Raw genomic sequence first — 16,372 nt, 5'->3', positions numbered from 1 at the left:
GCCGCGCGCGGCTGCGGCATCCGCCTTCGCGTCATCGGACTCAGTTGAACTCGTCGGGGTGCGCGCTCACGCGACCCTCGCGCTCGAGGCCCGTGATGGCGGTGACCTCGTCATCGGTGAGCTCGAAGCCGAACACGTCGAAGTTCTCGGCCATGCGCTCGCGGCGGTTCGACTTGGGGAACAGGATGTGCCCGCGCTGCAGGTGCCAGCGGATGACGACCTGGGCGGGCGTCACGTCGTGCGCGGCGGCGGCCCCGGTCACCTCGGGCAGGTCGAAGAGCGGGTACTTGCCCTGGCCGAGCGGGCCCCAGGCCTCGATGCCGATGCCGTGCTCCTCGGCGAACGCCGCGGTCGCGGGCTGCTGGTGGTACGGGTGCAGCTCGATCTGGTCGACCGCCGGCACGACCTCGGTCTCGGCGAGGAGCCGCTCGAGGTGGTGCGCGAGGAAGTTCGAGACGCCGATCGAGCGCACGCCGTCGGTCTCGCGCAGCTGCTCGAACGCCTTCCACGTCTCGACGTAGCGGTCGCGCGCCGGCGTGGGCCAGTGGATCAGGTAGAGGTCGAGGTAGTCGAGGCCGAGGCGCTCGCGGCTCTGCTCGAACGCCGTGCGCACCGACTCGGTGCCCTGGTCGTCGTTCCAGAGCTTCGTCGTGATGAACAGCTCCTCACGCGGGATGCCGGATGCCGCGATCGCCCGCCCGACCCCCTCTTCATTGCCGTAGATGCGGGCCGTGTCGAGGTGCCGGTAGCCGACCTCGAGCGCGTCGCTCACGATGCGCTCGGTCTCGCCCGGATCGACCTTGAACACGCCGAACCCGAGCTGCGGAATGGAGGTGCCGTCGTTGAGCTGGACACGGGGTACGAGCTGATCGGTCATGGCTCCATCCCATCACGCGGGCCTCCGGGTGCGACAGGGGGTTTCGCCGAGCGCGAAGGCGTGCCACCGGCGCGGCGGACGCGCGCTCGGCACGCCGGGCCGGCCGTACGATGGAGGGCTGATGACCTCCACCGCGACGATCCCCGTGATCACCTATCCCCCCGAACTGCCGGTCTCCGGGCAGCGCGAGGAGATCGCGCGCGCGCTGCGAGACCACCAGGTCGTCATCGTGGCCGGCGCGACCGGGTCGGGCAAGACCACCCAGCTGCCGAAGATCTGCCTCGAACTCGGGCGCACCTCGATCGCGCACACGCAGCCCCGACGCATCGCCGCACGCACCATCGCCGAACGCATCTCCGAGGAGCTGCAGGTCGAGCTCGGCGACCTCGTCGGCTACCAGGTGCGCTTCACCGACAAGGTGAGCGAGGCGACGCGCGTCAAGGTGATGACCGACGGCATCCTGCTGAACGAGATCCACCGCGACCGCGACCTGCGCAAGTACGACACGATCATCATCGACGAGGCGCACGAGCGCAGCCTCAACATCGACTTCCTCCTCGGCTACCTCAAGCGCCTGCTCCCCCGGCGCCCCGACCTCAAGGTCATCGTCACGAGTGCGACGATCGACCCCGAGAGCTTCGCCCGGCACTTCGCGAGCGAGACGGATTCCTCGGGCGCGCCGCTGCCGGAACCCGAGCCCGCTCCCGTGATCGAGGTCTCGGGCCGCACGTACCCCGTCGAGGTGCGCTACCGCCCCCTCGTCGCCGAGCAGGGCGCCGGCGCCGGCGGTGACGACAGTGACGACGAGGGCGCGGCCGCCGACGACAAAGACGTGCAGCGCGGCATCCTCGACGCCCTCGACGAACTCGACCGGGAGTCCTCGGGCGACGTGCTCGTGTTCCTCTCGGGCGAGGGCGAGATCCGCGACGCCGAGGCGGCGGTACGCGCGCACTACGCGACCGGGCGCGGTGGTCGGGCCGGCGAGACCGAGGTGCTCCCCCTCTACGGGCGCCTCTCGTCGGCCGACCAGCACAAGGTCTTCGAGCCGTCGAAGGTCGCCGGGCTCCGCCGCCGCGTCGTGCTCGCCACGAACGTCGCCGAGACGAGCCTGACCGTGCCGGGCATCCGCTACGTCGTCGACGCCGGCACGGCCCGCATCAGCCGCTACTCGGTGCGCTCGAAGGTGCAGCGCCTGCCCATCGAGGCGATCTCGCAGGCCTCGGCGAACCAGCGCTCGGGGCGCTCGGGGCGCACGAGCGACGGCATCGCGATCCGCCTCTACTCCGAGGAGGACTTCGAGCGCCGCCCCGAGTACACCGATCCCGAGATCCTGCGTACGAACCTCGCGGCCGTCATCCTGCAGATGGCCTCGCTCGGCCTCGGGCCCATCGAGGAGTTCCCCTTCCTCACGCCGCCCGATGGCCGCGGCATCCGCGACGGCCTCGACCTGCTGCGCGAGCTCGGCGCCATCGACGACGACCGCGGCGACCGTGCCGGGCGGGGCGACCGCGGCGACCGGGGCGACCGCACGAACGCCGAAGGGCGTGCGGGGCGAGGCGAAGGACGAGCGGATGCCGCGGCCGCCCGCGGCCCGCAGCTCACCCGCATCGGCCGCCAGCTCTCGCGCCTGCCGATCGAGCCGCGCTTCGCCCGCATGGTGCTCGAGTCAAAGACGCAGGGCGTCTCACGCGAGGTGCTCGCGATCGTCGCAGGACTCACGGTGCAGGATCCGCGCGAGCGCCCGCTCGAGCGACGCGAGCAGGCCGACCAGTTCCACGCCCGGTTCATCGACCAGACGAGCGACTTCCTCACGCTGCTGAACCTCTGGAATCACCTCGAGGCCAAGCAGCGCGAGCTCTCGGGCAGCGCGTTCCGGCGCATGTGCAAGTCGGAGTACCTCAACTACCTGCGCATCCGCGAGTGGCAGGACCTCGTGCGGCAGCTGCGCAGCCTCGCGAAGCCGCTCGGGCTGCACATCGCGAACGAGGCCGGCGAGCCGAACGGCGACGGCATCCACCGGGCGCTGCTCGCGGGGCTGCTCTCGCAGATCGGCCTCCGCGACGACAGCAAGACGTCGACCGGGCGCGGCGGCGCCGGCTCGGCACGCGAGTCGGAGCGCAAGGGCCGTCGGCAGCAGGCCGAGTTCGTCGGCGCCCGCAACACGCGGTTCGTGGTGTTCCCCGGGTCGGCGCTCGCGAAGAAGCCGCCGGCCGCGATCATGAGCGCCGAGCTCGTCGAGACGAGCCGGCTCTTCGCGCGCACGAACGCGGCCATCGATCCGGCGTGGGCCGAGCAGCTCGCCGGCCCGCTCGCGAAGCGCTCGTACAGCGAGCCCCGCTGGGAGCGCCGCCAGGGTTCGGCCGTCGCCGACGAGAAGATCACCCTGTTCGGCGTGCCGATCGTCGCGAAGCGCCGCATCCTCCTCGGCCGCGTCGACCCGTCGCTCGCACACGAGCTGTTCCTCCGCCACGCGCTCGTCGAGGAGGACTGGGATTCCGACCGCCTCGACAAGCGCGTCTTCAGGTTCGTGCGCGCCAACCGCGAGCTCCGGCGCGAGCTCGGCGAGGTCGAGGAGCGCACGCGCCGCCGCGACATCCTCGTCGGCGACGAGACCGTGATGCGCTTCTACGAGGCGCGCGTGCCGGCCGACGTCGCCGACACCCGTTCGTTCGAGCGCTGGTGGCGCGCCGAGCACCGCCGCACCCCCGAGCTGCTCACGATGACGCGCGCCGACCTGCTCGGCGAGGACGCCGTCGCCGACACCGGTGACGGGTTCCCCGACCGCTGGCGGCAGGGCGACCAGACGTACTCGCTCTCGTACCGCTTCGAGCCCGGCACCGACGACGACGGCGTGACCGTGGTCGTGCCGATCGTGCTGCTGCCGCGCATCAGCCCGGCCGGGTTCGACTGGCAGGTGCCCGGGCTTCGCGACGAGCTCATCACCGCCCTGCTTCGCACCCTGCCCAAGGTGATCCGCCGACAGGTCGTGCCGGCGGCCGAGTGGGCCGCGAAGATCGCCGCCGAGCTGCCGACCGGCCCCGAGCGCGGCGAGGAGCGCGACGCGTTCACGGCCGTCGTCGGGCGCACGATCCGCGCGCTGACCTACGCCACCGTCGACCCGGGCGACTTCGACCTCGAGCGCGTTCCGCCGCACCTGCGCGTCACGTACCGCGCCGTCGACGAACGCGGCCGCACGCTCGGCACGTCGAAGGACCTCGCCGCCCTGCAGGCGAAGCTCGCCGACCGCACCCGTGAGGCCGTCGCGAAGGCCGTCACGTCGACCCCGGATGCCGGTGGCCGCCGCCGACCCGGTCGTGACGCGGCATCCGGCCCCGCGCCCGACGCCCGCCGTGGCGCGCCGGCGACACCGCCCGCCGCCGCCGACCCGGCGCTCGCCGAGCGCTCTGGCATCACGACGTGGGAGTGGAACGAGCTGCCCGCGCACCTCGACACCCGTCAGGCCGGCAACGTGATCCGCGCCTATCCCGCCCTCGTCGACGAGAAGACGGGCGTGGCGCTGCGGCTCGTGGCCACGGCCGCCGAGCGCGATCTGGCGTCGCGCCGCGGCATCCGTCGCCTGCTCGTGCTCGCCACGCCGACCCCCGTCGCCTACGTGCAGGGACACCTGTCGAACGACGAGAAGCTCGCCCTCGCCACGAGCGCCTACCCGGGCACCCGTGCGCTGCTCGACGACTGCGTCGCGGCCTGCGTCGACGCCGAGCTGCGGGCGACCCACCCCGACGGACTGGTGCGCACGCGCGCAGAGTTCGAGGCCGTGCGCGACGCGATCGCGGCCTCGATCATGGACCGCATGTTCGAGACCGTGGCGCTCGTCGCCCGCATCCTCCGCACCGCGCGCGACGTCGACCGGGCCATCGCGAAGGCCTCGAGCATCAACCTGATGTCCTCGCTCAGCGACGCACGTGCGCAACTCGACGCGCTCGTGCCGGCGGGGTTCGTCTCGGCGACGGGCCTCGAGCGGCTCCGGCACCTGCCGAGGTACCTCGACGCGATCACCGCGCGCATCGCGAAGCTCGTCGAGAACCCCGGCCGCGACCGGCAGGCCATGAACCAGTTCACGCCGTCGTTCGAGGCCTTCGAGGCCGCCGGCGGGCGGGTGCCGATCGACCCCGAGGCGCCCGAACGACTCGTGCGGGTGCGCTGGATGCTCGAGGAGCTGCGCGTCAGCCTCTTCGCGCAGGAGCTGCGCACCGCCGAGACCGTCTCGCCGCAGCGCATCGCGAAGGCGCTCGCGGCGCCGGCCGAGTAGTCGCCAGGCGGGCCGGATCGAGCGCCGAGCAGGGCGGACACGGCGTACAGGCCACGCCCCGGCACACGCCTCGACGTCCCCTCGCCCGCGACATCCGGATCGATAGAGTGGTGCCACCGTGGCTAGCTACACCGACCTGCTGAAGACCCCGGGCGTCGCTCGCATCATCGCCGCCCAGCTCACCGCGCGCTTCCCGTCGGGCATGCTCTCGCTCGCATTCCTGCTGCACATCGAGCAGGTCACGGGTTCGTACGGCTCCGCCGGTCTCGTGCTCGCCGCGACCTCGATCGGCCAGGCCATCGCGGGTCCGCTCACGAGCCGCCTCATGGGCCGCCTCGGCATGCGCCCCGTGCTCATCGTCACCACGGCCCTCTGCGTCACGGGCATCGTCTCGATCGGCGTACTGCCCCTGACCGTGCCGCTGTACATGCTCGTCGGGTTCATCACCGGCCTCGCCACCCCGCCGGTGCAGCCGGCCGTGCGCACCATCTACCCGAAGATGGTCAACTCCCGGCAGCTGACCCCGCTCTTCTCGCTCGACGCGTCGGCGCAGGAGATCATCTGGGTGGTCGGCCCGGTCGTCACCACGCTCGTGGCAACGCAGATCGGCACCATCTGGGCGATCATGCTGGCCGCGGTGATGATGGTCGGCGGCGGCGCCTGGTTCATCAGCTCCCCCGAGCTCGGGCGCGTGCGCATCCCGCGGTCGAAGCGCAGGTTCGGCGTCGTGCTCAGCCGTCCGGCCGTGCTGCTCGCGACGGTCGTCGGGTTCCTCCTCATCGGGGCGTGCGCCGCGGTCGAGGCTGGCGTCGTCGCGGTCTTCGGCCATGGCGGCCCCGAGGCCGGTCTCGTGCTCGCGATCTTCTCGGTCGGCTCCCTCGCCGGCGGCTTGCTGTTCGGCCACATCCCGATCGGCCCGTGGGCGACCGCCCGCCGCATGTTCATCGTCTTCGCGGGCATGGCGCTCGCCGCCTTCGTCATGGACTTCTGGTGGCTCTCGGCCACGCTGTTCCTCGCCGGCATCGGCATCGCCCCGGCACTCGCCGTGCTGTTCTCGATCGTGTCGTCGAGCGTGAAGTTCTCGGACACGGCCGAGGCCTACGGCTGGGTCGGCACCGGCCAGCTCATCGGCGCCGCCCTCGGCTCGGCGCTCGCGGGCTTCTTCATCGACGGCTACGGCGCGCAGGGCGCGTTCTGGATCGCCGCCGGGTTCGCGTTCGTCGGCGTGCTGGTGCCGACGTTCGGCCGTCGCTGGCATCCCGACCTGCGTGGCCGCGACGCGAGCCCCATTCCCGACACGGAGCCCGTGCCCCTGCAACCCAGCTGATCGGAGACCCCATGACCGACGCACCGCTTCCCCTCGCCCCGCGCCTCGACCTCGCCGACGGCGCGCGCATCCCGCAGCTCGGGTTCGGGCTCTACAAGGTGCCGGCGACGGATGCCACGGAGCTGGCGCTCGCGGCCATCGACGCGGGATACCGGCATCTCGACACCGCCGCGTTCTACGCGAACGAGGCCGAGGTCGGCCGCGCCGTGCGCGAGACCGACGTCGCCCGCGACGACCTGTTCGTCACGAGCAAGGTCTGGAAGGACGACAACGGGTACGACGCGACCCTCCGCGCCTTCGACGACTCGATGGCCCGTTTCGGACTCGACGTGCTCGACCTGTACCTCATCCACTGGCCGGTGCCGTCGACCGACCGCTACGTCGACACGTGGCGGGCGCTCGTGCGGCTGCAGGCCGAGGGGCGCGTGCGCTCGGTCGGCGTCTCGAACTTCCACGTGCACCACGTCGACCGCATCATCGCCGAGACCGGGGTCGCCCCCGTGGTCAACCAGGTGGAGCTGCACCCGTGGCTGCCGCAACGGGAGCTGCGCGCCGATCACGAGGCTCGCGGCATCCGGGTGGAGGCGTGGTCGCCGCTCGCCCGCGGGCGCGTGCTCGACGACCCGACGCTCGCGCTGATCGCCGCACGCCACGACCGGAGCCCGGCGCAGATCGTGCTGCGCTGGCACATGCAGCAGGGGGTCATCGCGATTCCGAAGGCGTCGTCGTCGGCGCGCCTGCGCGAGAACCTCGACGTGTTCGACTTCGAGCTCGACGAGGTGGACCTCGCCGCGATCGCGGCCCTCGAGTCCGGCGAGCGCACCGGCCGCGACCCCGACCTCGACTGACGGATCGGGCCCCGCCCGGCGCGCGGCCGGCCCACCGCACGTGCCTCCGCGCCCGCATCTACATCCGCATTCGCATTCGCATTCGCATCCGCATCCGCATGGCATCCGCGCCAGAAATTCAGGAGATTCGACCCCATAGGTCTCTCTGGCGACGCATGCAGCGGAATCTCCTGAATATCCGCGACCGGAAGACCGCCGAACGAGTGGGTGGCGCGGTTCGTTGGGGCCGTTCGACGACTCCCAGCAAAGCGCAATCCGATCGTGATCGCACTCCCAGCCGAGGCCCAGACATCGGGTTCGCGCCGCGCAGTACCGTGTGCCCATGAGAGCCTCGCAGCGCAGCAACCGCACCGGAGTCGAGCGTCATCAGCACCCCGCATCGGAGGTCGGCGACCACCGGCATCCGCTCGCCCGACGACGCCGTCGACGCGTCGTCGCACCCGTGGCGACCGCCGGCGCGGCGCTACTGATCGCCCTGCTGGCCGGATGCAGCGCCGGCGGCTCGGCGATGTCCGAGCAGGCGCCGGCGGCAGGCGGTTCGGCCGACGGCTCGGCGCCCCAGCCGCTCTCGGGCGAGGTCGCGCTCTCGGACGAGGCGGCACTCGACGCCATGGAGGGCAGCGACGCCGGGTCGAGCGCCGCCGAGCGCAGCGTCATCACCACGGGCGACGTGTCCGTCACGGTGGACGACCCGGTGGAGGCCGCGGCCGACGCCGCGCGGATCGCGGAGCAGGCCGGCGGCCGGGTCGACAGCCGCACCGAGAACCCCGGCAGCGAGGTCGAGCCCGCGTGGGCGTCGCTGACGCTGCGCATCCCCGCCGACGACCTCGACGCCGTGCTCGACGACCTGCGCGAGCTCGGCGACGTCACCTCGGTCTCGATGAACGCATCGGATGTCACGCAGCAGCATCAGGACCTCGATGCGCGCATCAGTGCGCTGAAGACCTCGGTCGGGCGCATGACCGCGCTGCTCGCCGAGGCGAAGGACCTGGGCGACCTGATCGCGATCGAGTCGGAACTCACGACCAGGCAGGGCGAGCTCGACGGACTCGTGCAGCAGCGCGAGCAGCTCGACGACCAGATCGCCTACTCGACGCTCACGGTCGGGTTCACGACGGTCGACGTCGCGCCCTCCCCAGCGCCCGATGGCTTCTGGGGCGGCCTCGTGGCCGGCTGGAACGGGTTGCTGCTGTTCCTCGGATGGCTGGGCGTCGCGGTCGGCGTGATCCTGCCGTGGGTGCTCGCGGGGCTCGTCGTCGCGGCGATCGTCGTCGGCATCGTGCGGCTCGTGCGGCGCCGCGGCGGTCGCGGTCCCGGCGACCCCGGAGCGACCGCCGGCGCCGAGGGCGACGCTCAGGAGGCGCCCGTCGCGCCCGACCACGACCCCGCGACTCGGGCGTAGTCTGGCGACGTGACCTCGATCGCGACCCCTGAGACGCCGGTGTCCCTGCTCGACGACGACCTGCTCGAGCGATTCCGAGAACGGGCAGCACGCTACGACCGCGACAACGCCTTCTTCGACGAGGACCTCGTCGAGCTCCGAGAGATCGGCTACCTGCGATCCCTCGTGCCGACCCGGTTCGGCGGCCTCGGATGGGGGCTCGACGACGCGGTGCGCGGGCAGATGCGCCTCGCCGGAGCGGCGCCCGCCACGGCCCTCGCGGTGAACATGCACCTCGTCTGGACCGCGGTCGCGAAGATCCTCGCCGACCGCGGAGACGACACCCTCGAGTTCCTGCAGCGCGAGGCCGCAGCGGGCGAGGTGTTCGGCTTCGGCATCAGCGAGGCCGGCAACGACCTCATGCTCTTCGGCTCCCGCACAGAGGCCGACCCGCAGGCCGACGGCGGCTACCGCTACACGGGTCGCAAGATCTTCACCTCGCTCTCGCCCGCGTGGACCAGGCTCGGCACCATGGGCCTCGACACCGCGTCGGCCGATGCCCCGAAGCTCGTCTACGGGTTCATCGACCGTGAAGACCCCGACGTGAGGATCCTCGACGACTGGAACACGCTCGGCATGCGCGCCAGCCAGAGCCGCACGACCGTGCTCGACGGCGCGTACGCGGCATCCGATCGCATCGTGCGCCGGCTCGATCCGGGGCCGAACGCCGACCCGCTCGTGTTCGGCATCTTCGCGAGCTTCGAACTGCTGCTCGCCTCGGTGTACGCGGGCATCGGCGCGCGCGCCCTCGACCTGGCGGTGGCCGCCGCGCACCGGCGCACCTCGATGAAGCGCGACGGCGCGCCGTACGCCCACGACCCCGACATCCGCTGGCGCATCGCCGACGCCGCGCTCGCGCAGGACGCCCTCGAGCCGCAGCTGCTCGCCGTCGCGCGCGACCTCGACGGACTCGTCGACCACGGGTCGCGCTGGTTCGCGAAGCTCGTCGGCGTCAAGGTGCGCTCGACCGAGACGGCGAAGCAGGTCGTCGACCAGGCCGTGCGCGTGTCGGGCGGATCGAGCTACTTCGCGGGTTCCGAGATCGGGCGCCTGTACCGCGACGTGCTCGCGGGCATCTTCCACCCCTCCGACGACGAGTCGGCGCACGCGACCGTGGCGAACGCGTGGCTCGGGCCCGTTCCCGACTAGCGCGCGGTCGCGCCGCGGCATCCGCTCGATAGACTGGCATCGTGCGGCGCAGCGCCGCGTACTCGTCAAGGGGGTCGTCGTGAGCGCCGTTCTGTTCATCATCGCCATGGCCGTGTTCGTGTTCGGCATGTGGCTCATGGGCAATGCCACGCACGTCGTCGGCTTCGAGGCGATCGTGTTCTTCGCAGGCATCCTCTGCATCTCGCTCTCGATGGCGATCCCGATGAGCTTCCTCGGCCGCAGCGACAAGGCCTGAGCGCCGCTCGATGACGCTGCCGCAGCAGGACACCCGCGTCACCTATCCCGAGGGCGAGCTCGTGCAGCCCGCACGGGTGCTGCACGTCGAGCGCGTCGATGGGCGGCTCGTGGTCGTCACCGACGTCACCAGCTTCCACCCCGTCGACGCCGCCTGGCCCGACCAGCCGGCCGACACGGGCGTCATCGAGGCCCACGGCGTCAGCCTCACCGTGCACGAGGCCGTCGTCGCGGCCACCGACGGCTCCGCACTCCACCTCGGCGCGGGCATCCCGGTGCGCAAGGGCACCGACGGCTGGTCGTTCCTGGTCGCGCACCTCGTCGACGGCGACGCCTCGATCGCCGAAGACGACCGGGTCGCGATCACGGCGGATGCCTCGGCGCGGCGCGCCCTCTCCCTCGGGCACACGGCCTGCCACGCGGCATCCCTCGCCCTGAACCTCGCACTGGCGTCGCGCTGGTCGAAGCCGGCACGACCCGACGCGCTCGGCAACCCCGACTTCGACGGCATCGCCATCGCCTCGAGCCGCATCGAGCCGGGCGGTTCGATCGACCGCTACCGACTCAACAAGTCGCTCCGGCGCGCCGGCTTCGACACCGCGGGCCTCCTCGAGGCCGATCTCGACTCCCTCGCACGTACCGTGACCGCGACCGTGCAGGGCTGGGTCCTCGCGAACGCACCGGTGCGCATCGACCGCGACGGCGACCGGCTCACCGACCGCCGCACCTGGGTCGCCGAACTGCCCGGCGGCGCGGCCGCGATCCCGTGCGGCGGCACCCATGCCGACTCGCTCGGCGAGCTCGGCAACGCGCAGATCGCCCTGCAGCTCGTCGATGACGACGGCACGCCCGTGCTCGAGATGCGCACCAGCGTCACGGTCTGACGACCGACACACGGCGAGCCGCGTCGAACCGGACGGCGGCCCCTCCAGCGGGGTTACGATATCCGCTGTGGGTATTCGCATCGAGAAGGTCGACCTGCCGGGCATCGGCGTGCGTCACGACCTGGTGACTGAAGGCGGGCGGCGCATCAGCGTCGTCTCGCACCGCGACGGCGAGCGCGATCTCGGCGTCTTCGACCGCGACGATCCCGACGCGTGCCGTGACTCGATCCAGCTGAACGACGACGAGGCCGCGGCGCTGGCCGACGTGCTCGGCGCGTCGGTCATGTTGAGCCGGCTCACGAGCCTCAGCGACGAGACCGCCGGGCTCTACACCGAGCAGATCGCCCTGCCGACCGATTCGCCGTACCTGAATCGCACCCTCGGCGAGACGAAGGCCCGCACGCGCACGCACGCGTCGATCGTGGCGATCGTGCGCGACGGCACGATCATCCCCTCCCCGACACCGGCCGATCACCTGCGGGCGGGCGACGTCATCGTCGCCGTCGGAACGCGAGAAGGACTCGACGGAGTAGCCAAGCTGCTCGCCTCCGGCCCCGACTGATCGCCGGGCGCCGCCGATGCACGACACCACGCTGCTGCTGATCGAAGTCGGCGCGCTACTGCTCATCATGAGCCTGGCCGGGCGCCTCGCCCTGCGCATCGGCATGTCGCCGATCCCCTTCTACCTCGTGATCGGGCTCGCGTTCGGCGAGGGCGGCATCGTGCCGCTCGACGCCAGCGCCGAGTTCCTCGAGGCCGGCTCCGAGATCGGCATCATCCTGCTGCTCGCCCTGCTGGGGCTCGAGTACACCGCGCCAGAGCTCTTCGGGAGCCTCAAGTCCACGCGTGCGGCGGGCATCGTCGATGCCCTGCTGAACGCCGTACCCGGCGCGCTCGTCGCCCTCATGTTCGGTTGGGGCCCGCTCGCGGCGGTCGCACTCGCGGGGGTCACGTGGGTATCGTCCTCGGGCGTGGTGGCCACGCTGCTGCGCGACCTCGGCCGCCTGTCCAACCGCGAGACGCCCGCGATCCTGGGCGTGCTCGTCATCGAAGACCTCGCGATGGCGTTCTACCTGCCGATCCTCTCGGCCCTCGCGGTGGGCGCGAGCATCCTGCAGGGCGCCATCGGGGTGGCGATCGCCGTCGGCGTCGTCAGCGTCATCCTCTACGTCGCGCTCCGGCACGGGCACATCGTGTCCCGGCTGTTCCCGGCCGACCACGCCGAGCCGCTGCTGCTCGGCGTGCTCGGGCTCACGATGCTCGTCGCCGGGCTCGCGGCCCAGGTCAGCGTGTCCTCGGCGGTCGGCGCGTTCCTCGTCGGCATCGCGCTCTCCGGCCGGGTGGCCGCAGCGGCCAGCCGCGTGCTGACGCCGCTCCGCGACCTGTTCGCAGCCACGTTCTTCGTGTTCTTCGGCATCACGTCCGACTCGTCGGCGCTCTGGTCGATGCTGCTACCCGCGTTCCTGCTCGCGGTCGTCACGATCGCGACGAAGGTCGTCACGGGCGCGTACGCGGCCCGGCGCGCCGGCGTCGGCACGCTCGGCCAGTGGCGCGCGGGCTTCACGCTCGGGCCGCGCGGCGAGTTCTCGATCGTGATCGCCGGCATCGCCGTGGCCTCCGGCGCGGCGCCCGAGCTCGCGTCGCTCGCGACGGCCTACGTGCTCATCACGATCATCTCGGGCACGTTCCTCGCGAGGGTTCCGGATGCCGCGTGGTTCCGCGCGATCGTGCGACGCCGCGCCGCCCGGGCGACCGCCTGATCAGGCCGAGCGCCTGATCAGAGCGACCACCTGATCCGGCTGGCCGGCCGGCCGCCTACTCGACCGACGTGGAGCGTTCGGCTGCGGCATCCGCCCGGTCCTGCGCCGCGAGCTCGCGCGCGGCGGCGAGGTCCGCGTCGACGTCGTCGTCGGCCGCGAGCAGCTCGCGCACGCGCGGCACCACCTGGGTCGCGTAGCGCTCGATGCTGCCCATGATGGCCTCGTGCGAGAGGCCTCCGTTGGAGACCTTCATGTCGAAGCGGGTCGCACCGGTGACGCGGAGGGCGTCGGCGATGCGTTGCGCGACCGCCTCGGGCTCGCCCGCGTAGAGCGCGCCGTTGACGGACTCGTCCTCGAAGTGGCGACGGTTCGTCGGGCCCCAGCCGCGCTCGGCGCCGATCCGGTTCGTCATGGCCTCGTAGTGCGGCCAGAGGGTGTCGAGGGCCTCGGCGCGGCTGTCGGCGATGAACCCGGGCGAGTGGATCGCGACGGGCTGCGGCTCGTGCCCGAACTGGTCGAGCGCTCGGCGGTAGAGGTCGGCGAGCGGGGCGAAGCGGGCCGCGCTGCCGCCGATGATCGCGAGCACGAGCGGCAGGCCGTAGTGGGCGGCGCGCACGACGGATTCGGGGCTGCCGCCGACGCCGATCCAGGTCTTCAGCGAGCCGTGCTCGACGGTCGGGTACACGAGCTGGTCGGTCAGCGCGGGGCGGAGCTTGCCGCTCCAGGTGACGGGCTCCTGCGGCAGCAGGGCGGCGAAGAGCTCGAGCTTCTCGTCGAAGAGCTCCTGGTACTGGGCGAGGTCGTAGCCGAAGAGCGGGAACGACTCGATGAAAGACCCGCGTCCGAGGATCACCTCGGCGCGCCCGTTCGAGATGCCGTCGAGGGTGGCGAAACGCTGGTGCACGCGCACGGGGTCGTCGCTGCTCAGCACGGTGACCGCCGACCCGAGGTGGATGCGCTCGGTGCGGGCTGCGATCGCGGCGAGCACGACCTCGGGGGCCGAGATCGCGAACTCGTGGCGGTGGTGCTCGCCGACGCCGAAGAAGTCGAGCCCGAGGCGGTCGGCGAGCACGCCCTCCTCCACCACGTTGCGCAGCACCTGCGCGTGCGAGAGCTTCGCGCCGTCGGCGCCGAGGGTGATGTCGCCGAACGTGTCGACGCCGAACTCGTAGTGGGTCATGATGCTCCGTCTTCATTCGTATGCGTTCGCATCGATCAACCGGGCCTGCACCGATGCTATTCCCCCGGGCCATCCCGCCGCCCGGTCCTGTCGAGGACGTCGGGCGGATGTCGCGGGGCGGCGACCGTGACGCCGGCGCCGGGAATGCGACATCCGCTCGCCCGGTTGAACCTGACGCACACGCATGGAACCTTCGGGCGACGACGGGCGTGCGCGCGAGAATGGAGACATGCACGTGGCAGATCTGCCGTCGATCGGCATCTTCGGAGCGGGAAAGGTGGGCACCGCCCTCGCCCGCCTGCTGGTGGCGTCCGGATACGAGGTCGTGATGGCGGGTTCGCCCCGCCAGACCGCGCTCGACCTGCTCGTGTCGGTCGTCGCCCCCGGAGCGAAGGTCGCCACTCCCGCAGAACTCGTGGCGGGCGCCGAGGTCATCATCGTGGCCGTGCCGTTCGGCAAGGCCGGCACCGTGCCGTGGAGCGACTTCGGTGAGCGCGTCGTGGTCGACGCGATGAACTACTGGCCCCCGGTCGACGGTCACATCGCCGAGATCGACGCCGATGAGCGATCCACGAGCGAGATCATGGCCGCCCGCAACCCGAACGCCCGCGTCGTTAAGTCACTGAACCACCTCGGCTACCACGAGATGGAGGACGACAGCATGGATGCCGGATCCCCCCTGCGCCGCGCCCTCGCCGTCGTCGGCGACGACCCAGAGGCCCGTGCCGTGCTCGCCCGCATCATCGACGACCTCGGCTTCGACGCCGTCGACGGCGGCCCCCTCGCCAACGGACGGGCGCTCGAGCCCGGACATCCCGCCTTCGGCCGCGAGCTCAGCGCGGCGGAGCTCACGGCGCTCGTGACCCCTGCGGCGCACCTCGCAGCCTGACGCGCTCGGTTCGCGTCGTACGCTGGGTCGCATGCCCGACTCCCCCACGGTGCCCGCCGCCCCCGCAGTGTCCCCAGCGTCGCCGGCTCCCACCGTCCGCCCCGGCGCCCCCGAGCGCCTCTCCCGCATGATCGCACTGCCGACCGTGTCGGCCGAGCTCGAGCAGCGCGGCATGGCCGACTTCGACGCGTTCCGCGACCTGCTCGCCGGGCTCTACCCGCTCACGCACGAGCGCCTCGCGTTCGAGCAGCCGCATCCGCTCGGCCTCCTCTTCCACTGGCGCGGCCGAAGCGACGCCGACCCGGTCGTGCTCATGGCGCACTACGACGTCGTGCCGGCGGTCGAGGCCGACGGGTGGACGTTCCCGCCGTTCGAGGGCCGCATCCACGACGGCTCGGTCTGGGGTCGCGGCACACTCGACGACAAGGGCCCGATGCTCGTGCTGCTCGAAGCCGTCGAGAACCTGCTCGCCGACGGCTTCACCCCCGCGCGCGACGTGTACCTCGCGTTCGGCGGAAACGAAGAGGATCACGGCAGCGCCGGCAAGGCGATCGCCGACCTGTTCCAGGCGCGCGGCATCACGCCGTGGCTCGTGCTCGACGAGGGCGGCGCGGTCATCGACGCGCCGTTCCCGTTCGTCTCGCTCCCCTCGGCGATGGTCGGGGTCGGCGAGAAGGGCATCGTTTCGCTGCGGCTCGCAGCCGAGAGCAAGGGCGGCCACGCGTCGGCGCCGCCGACGCACACCCCGACCGACCGCATCGCCCGCGCCGTGCACCGCCTGCACCCGAACCCGTTCCCGAAGCGGGTTCCCGCGTCGGCGCGCGCGATGCTCCGCAGCTTCACGCCGCACACGAAGGGAGCACCGCGACTGCTGCTGCAGGCCCTCACCGCCCTGCCGTGGGTCACGGCCCGCGTGTTCGCGAAGCTCGGCGGCGAGCCCGCGGCCATCGTGCACACCACCGTCGCGGCCACCATGCTCGAGGGCGGCACCGCCCACAACGTGCTGCCGTCGCAGGCCGCGGCCGTGCTGAACCTGCGCATCGCGCCCGGCGAGACAATCGCGGGCACGGCCGAGCGGGTGCGCCGCGTCATCCGAGACCGGCACGTCAGCGTCACCGTGCTCGACGGCAGCGAGCCGTCGCCGGAGTCCGCGACCGACAGCCCCGCGTTCCACGCGATCGAGGCCGCCGTCGCCGCGTCGTACCCCGAGGCCGTCACCGCGCCGTACCTCGTGATGGCGGCCACCGACTCGCGATGGTTCCACCGCTTCGCCCCCGCCGTGTTCCGCTTCGCCCCACTCGCCATGACGGCCGCGCAGCGCGCCGCGATCCACGGCGTCGACGAGTCCGTCACGTTCGACAGCCTCGAGCGCGGCGAACGGTTCCACCGCACGCTCATCGCCTCGCTCGATTCCTGAGGTTCCGGATGCCGCGACGCGCCGCCGCGGCATCCGACCAGGTGTGACCGAAGCGTGATCAACGCGAGCCGATCT

13 protein-coding genes are annotated in these 16,372 nt (G+C 72.1%); 11 read left to right on the top strand and 2 right to left on the bottom strand.

Annotated features, from left to right (window positions below; all coding sequences use genetic code 11):
• Window positions 1-40: 40 nt before the first annotated feature.
• The gene (locus ASE68_RS06420) at window positions 41-877 is read right to left on the bottom strand and encodes an aldo/keto reductase (protein WP_055856408.1); all 837 of its coding nucleotides are present in this window, start codon (window positions 875-877) and stop codon (window positions 41-43) included.
• A 121-nt stretch (window positions 878-998) separates the two neighbouring features.
• Between ASE68_RS06420 and ASE68_RS06415 the strand changes: the two genes are divergently transcribed.
• From ASE68_RS06415 to ASE68_RS06380, 9 genes are all read left to right on the top strand, one after another.
• Window positions 999-5,147 (top strand): DUF3418 domain-containing protein, encoded by a 4,149-nt coding sequence (locus ASE68_RS06415; RefSeq protein WP_055856405.1) that lies wholly within the window; start codon window positions 999-1,001, stop codon window positions 5,145-5,147.
• Between the two features lie 118 nt (window positions 5,148-5,265).
• Window positions 5,266-6,474, top strand: coding sequence for an MFS transporter (locus tag ASE68_RS06410; protein WP_055856404.1), 1,209 nt, complete (start codon window positions 5,266-5,268; stop codon window positions 6,472-6,474).
• An 11-nt stretch (window positions 6,475-6,485) separates the two neighbouring features.
• Complete coding sequence (locus ASE68_RS06405; protein ID WP_055856402.1) at window positions 6,486-7,322, top strand: aldo/keto reductase; 837 nt, start codon at window positions 6,486-6,488, stop codon at window positions 7,320-7,322.
• Between the two features lie 322 nt (window positions 7,323-7,644).
• Complete coding sequence (locus ASE68_RS06400; protein ID WP_082462074.1) at window positions 7,645-8,724, top strand: DUF4349 domain-containing protein; 1,080 nt, start codon at window positions 7,645-7,647, stop codon at window positions 8,722-8,724.
• 9 nt (window positions 8,725-8,733) lie between these two features.
• A complete protein-coding gene (locus ASE68_RS06395) occupies window positions 8,734-9,912 on the top strand; it encodes an acyl-CoA dehydrogenase family protein (protein WP_055856400.1) in 1,179 nt (392 codons plus the stop codon).
• Between the two features lie 79 nt (window positions 9,913-9,991).
• A complete protein-coding gene (locus tag ASE68_RS20165; protein WP_157421568.1) occupies window positions 9,992-10,168 on the top strand; it encodes a hypothetical protein in 177 nt (58 codons plus the stop codon).
• 10 nt (window positions 10,169-10,178) lie between these two features.
• On the top strand, window positions 10,179-11,051 hold the full coding sequence (locus tag ASE68_RS06390) for a hypothetical protein (protein WP_055856397.1): 873 nt from the start codon (window positions 10,179-10,181) through the stop codon (window positions 11,049-11,051).
• Between the two features lie 67 nt (window positions 11,052-11,118).
• On the top strand, window positions 11,119-11,613 hold the full coding sequence (locus tag ASE68_RS06385) for a cation:proton antiporter regulatory subunit (protein ID WP_055856393.1): 495 nt from the start codon (window positions 11,119-11,121) through the stop codon (window positions 11,611-11,613).
• Window positions 11,614-11,629: 16 nt separating this feature from the next.
• Window positions 11,630-12,811: a cation:proton antiporter gene (locus tag ASE68_RS06380; RefSeq protein WP_055856390.1), complete on the top strand. Its 1,182-nt coding sequence runs from the start codon at window positions 11,630-11,632 to the stop codon at window positions 12,809-12,811.
• Window positions 12,812-12,866: 55 nt separating this feature from the next.
• On the opposite strand, the gene ASE68_RS06375 is transcribed toward ASE68_RS06380, so the two are convergent.
• Window positions 12,867-13,991 (bottom strand): LLM class flavin-dependent oxidoreductase, encoded by a 1,125-nt coding sequence (locus ASE68_RS06375; RefSeq protein ID WP_082462073.1) that lies wholly within the window; start codon window positions 13,989-13,991, stop codon window positions 12,867-12,869.
• A gap of 229 nt (window positions 13,992-14,220) precedes the next feature.
• On the opposite strand from ASE68_RS06375, the gene ASE68_RS06370 reads away from it, so the two are divergent.
• A complete protein-coding gene (locus ASE68_RS06370) occupies window positions 14,221-14,880 on the top strand; it encodes an NADPH-dependent F420 reductase (protein ID WP_055856387.1) in 660 nt (219 codons plus the stop codon).
• 31 nt (window positions 14,881-14,911) lie between these two features.
• The gene (locus ASE68_RS06365) at window positions 14,912-16,297 is read left to right on the top strand and encodes a M20/M25/M40 family metallo-hydrolase (protein ID WP_055856384.1); all 1,386 of its coding nucleotides are present in this window, start codon (window positions 14,912-14,914) and stop codon (window positions 16,295-16,297) included.
• Window positions 16,298-16,372 lie beyond the last annotated feature (75 nt).

This window comes from Agromyces sp. Leaf222 (assembly GCF_001421565.1).
Lineage (GTDB): Bacteria > Actinomycetota > Actinomycetes > Actinomycetales > Microbacteriaceae > Agromyces.
The sequence above is the reverse complement of the archived record's forward strand: the minus strand, read 5'-3'. Positions and strand labels throughout refer to the sequence as shown.

Excerpts from the sequence above, each read along its gene's own strand:
- ASE68_RS06420 (WP_055856408.1), bottom strand. The coding sequence starts at position 877 with ATGACCGATCAGCTCGTACCCCGTGTCCAGCTCAACGACGGCACCTCC.
- ASE68_RS06415 (WP_055856405.1), top strand. The coding sequence starts at position 999 with ATGACCTCCACCGCGACGATCCCCGTGATCACCTATCCCCCCGAACTG.
- ASE68_RS06405 (WP_055856402.1), top strand. The coding sequence starts at position 6,486 with ATGACCGACGCACCGCTTCCCCTCGCCCCGCGCCTCGACCTCGCCGAC.
- ASE68_RS06400 (WP_082462074.1), top strand. The coding sequence starts at position 7,645 with ATGAGAGCCTCGCAGCGCAGCAACCGCACCGGAGTCGAGCGTCATCAG.
- ASE68_RS06390 (WP_055856397.1), top strand. The coding sequence starts at position 10,179 with ATGACGCTGCCGCAGCAGGACACCCGCGTCACCTATCCCGAGGGCGAG.
- ASE68_RS06380 (WP_055856390.1), top strand. The coding sequence starts at position 11,630 with ATGCACGACACCACGCTGCTGCTGATCGAAGTCGGCGCGCTACTGCTC.
- ASE68_RS06375 (WP_082462073.1), bottom strand. The coding sequence starts at position 13,991 with ATGACCCACTACGAGTTCGGCGTCGACACGTTCGGCGACATCACCCTC.
- ASE68_RS06370 (WP_055856387.1), top strand. The coding sequence starts at position 14,221 with ATGCACGTGGCAGATCTGCCGTCGATCGGCATCTTCGGAGCGGGAAAG.
- ASE68_RS06365 (WP_055856384.1), top strand. The coding sequence starts at position 14,912 with ATGCCCGACTCCCCCACGGTGCCCGCCGCCCCCGCAGTGTCCCCAGCG.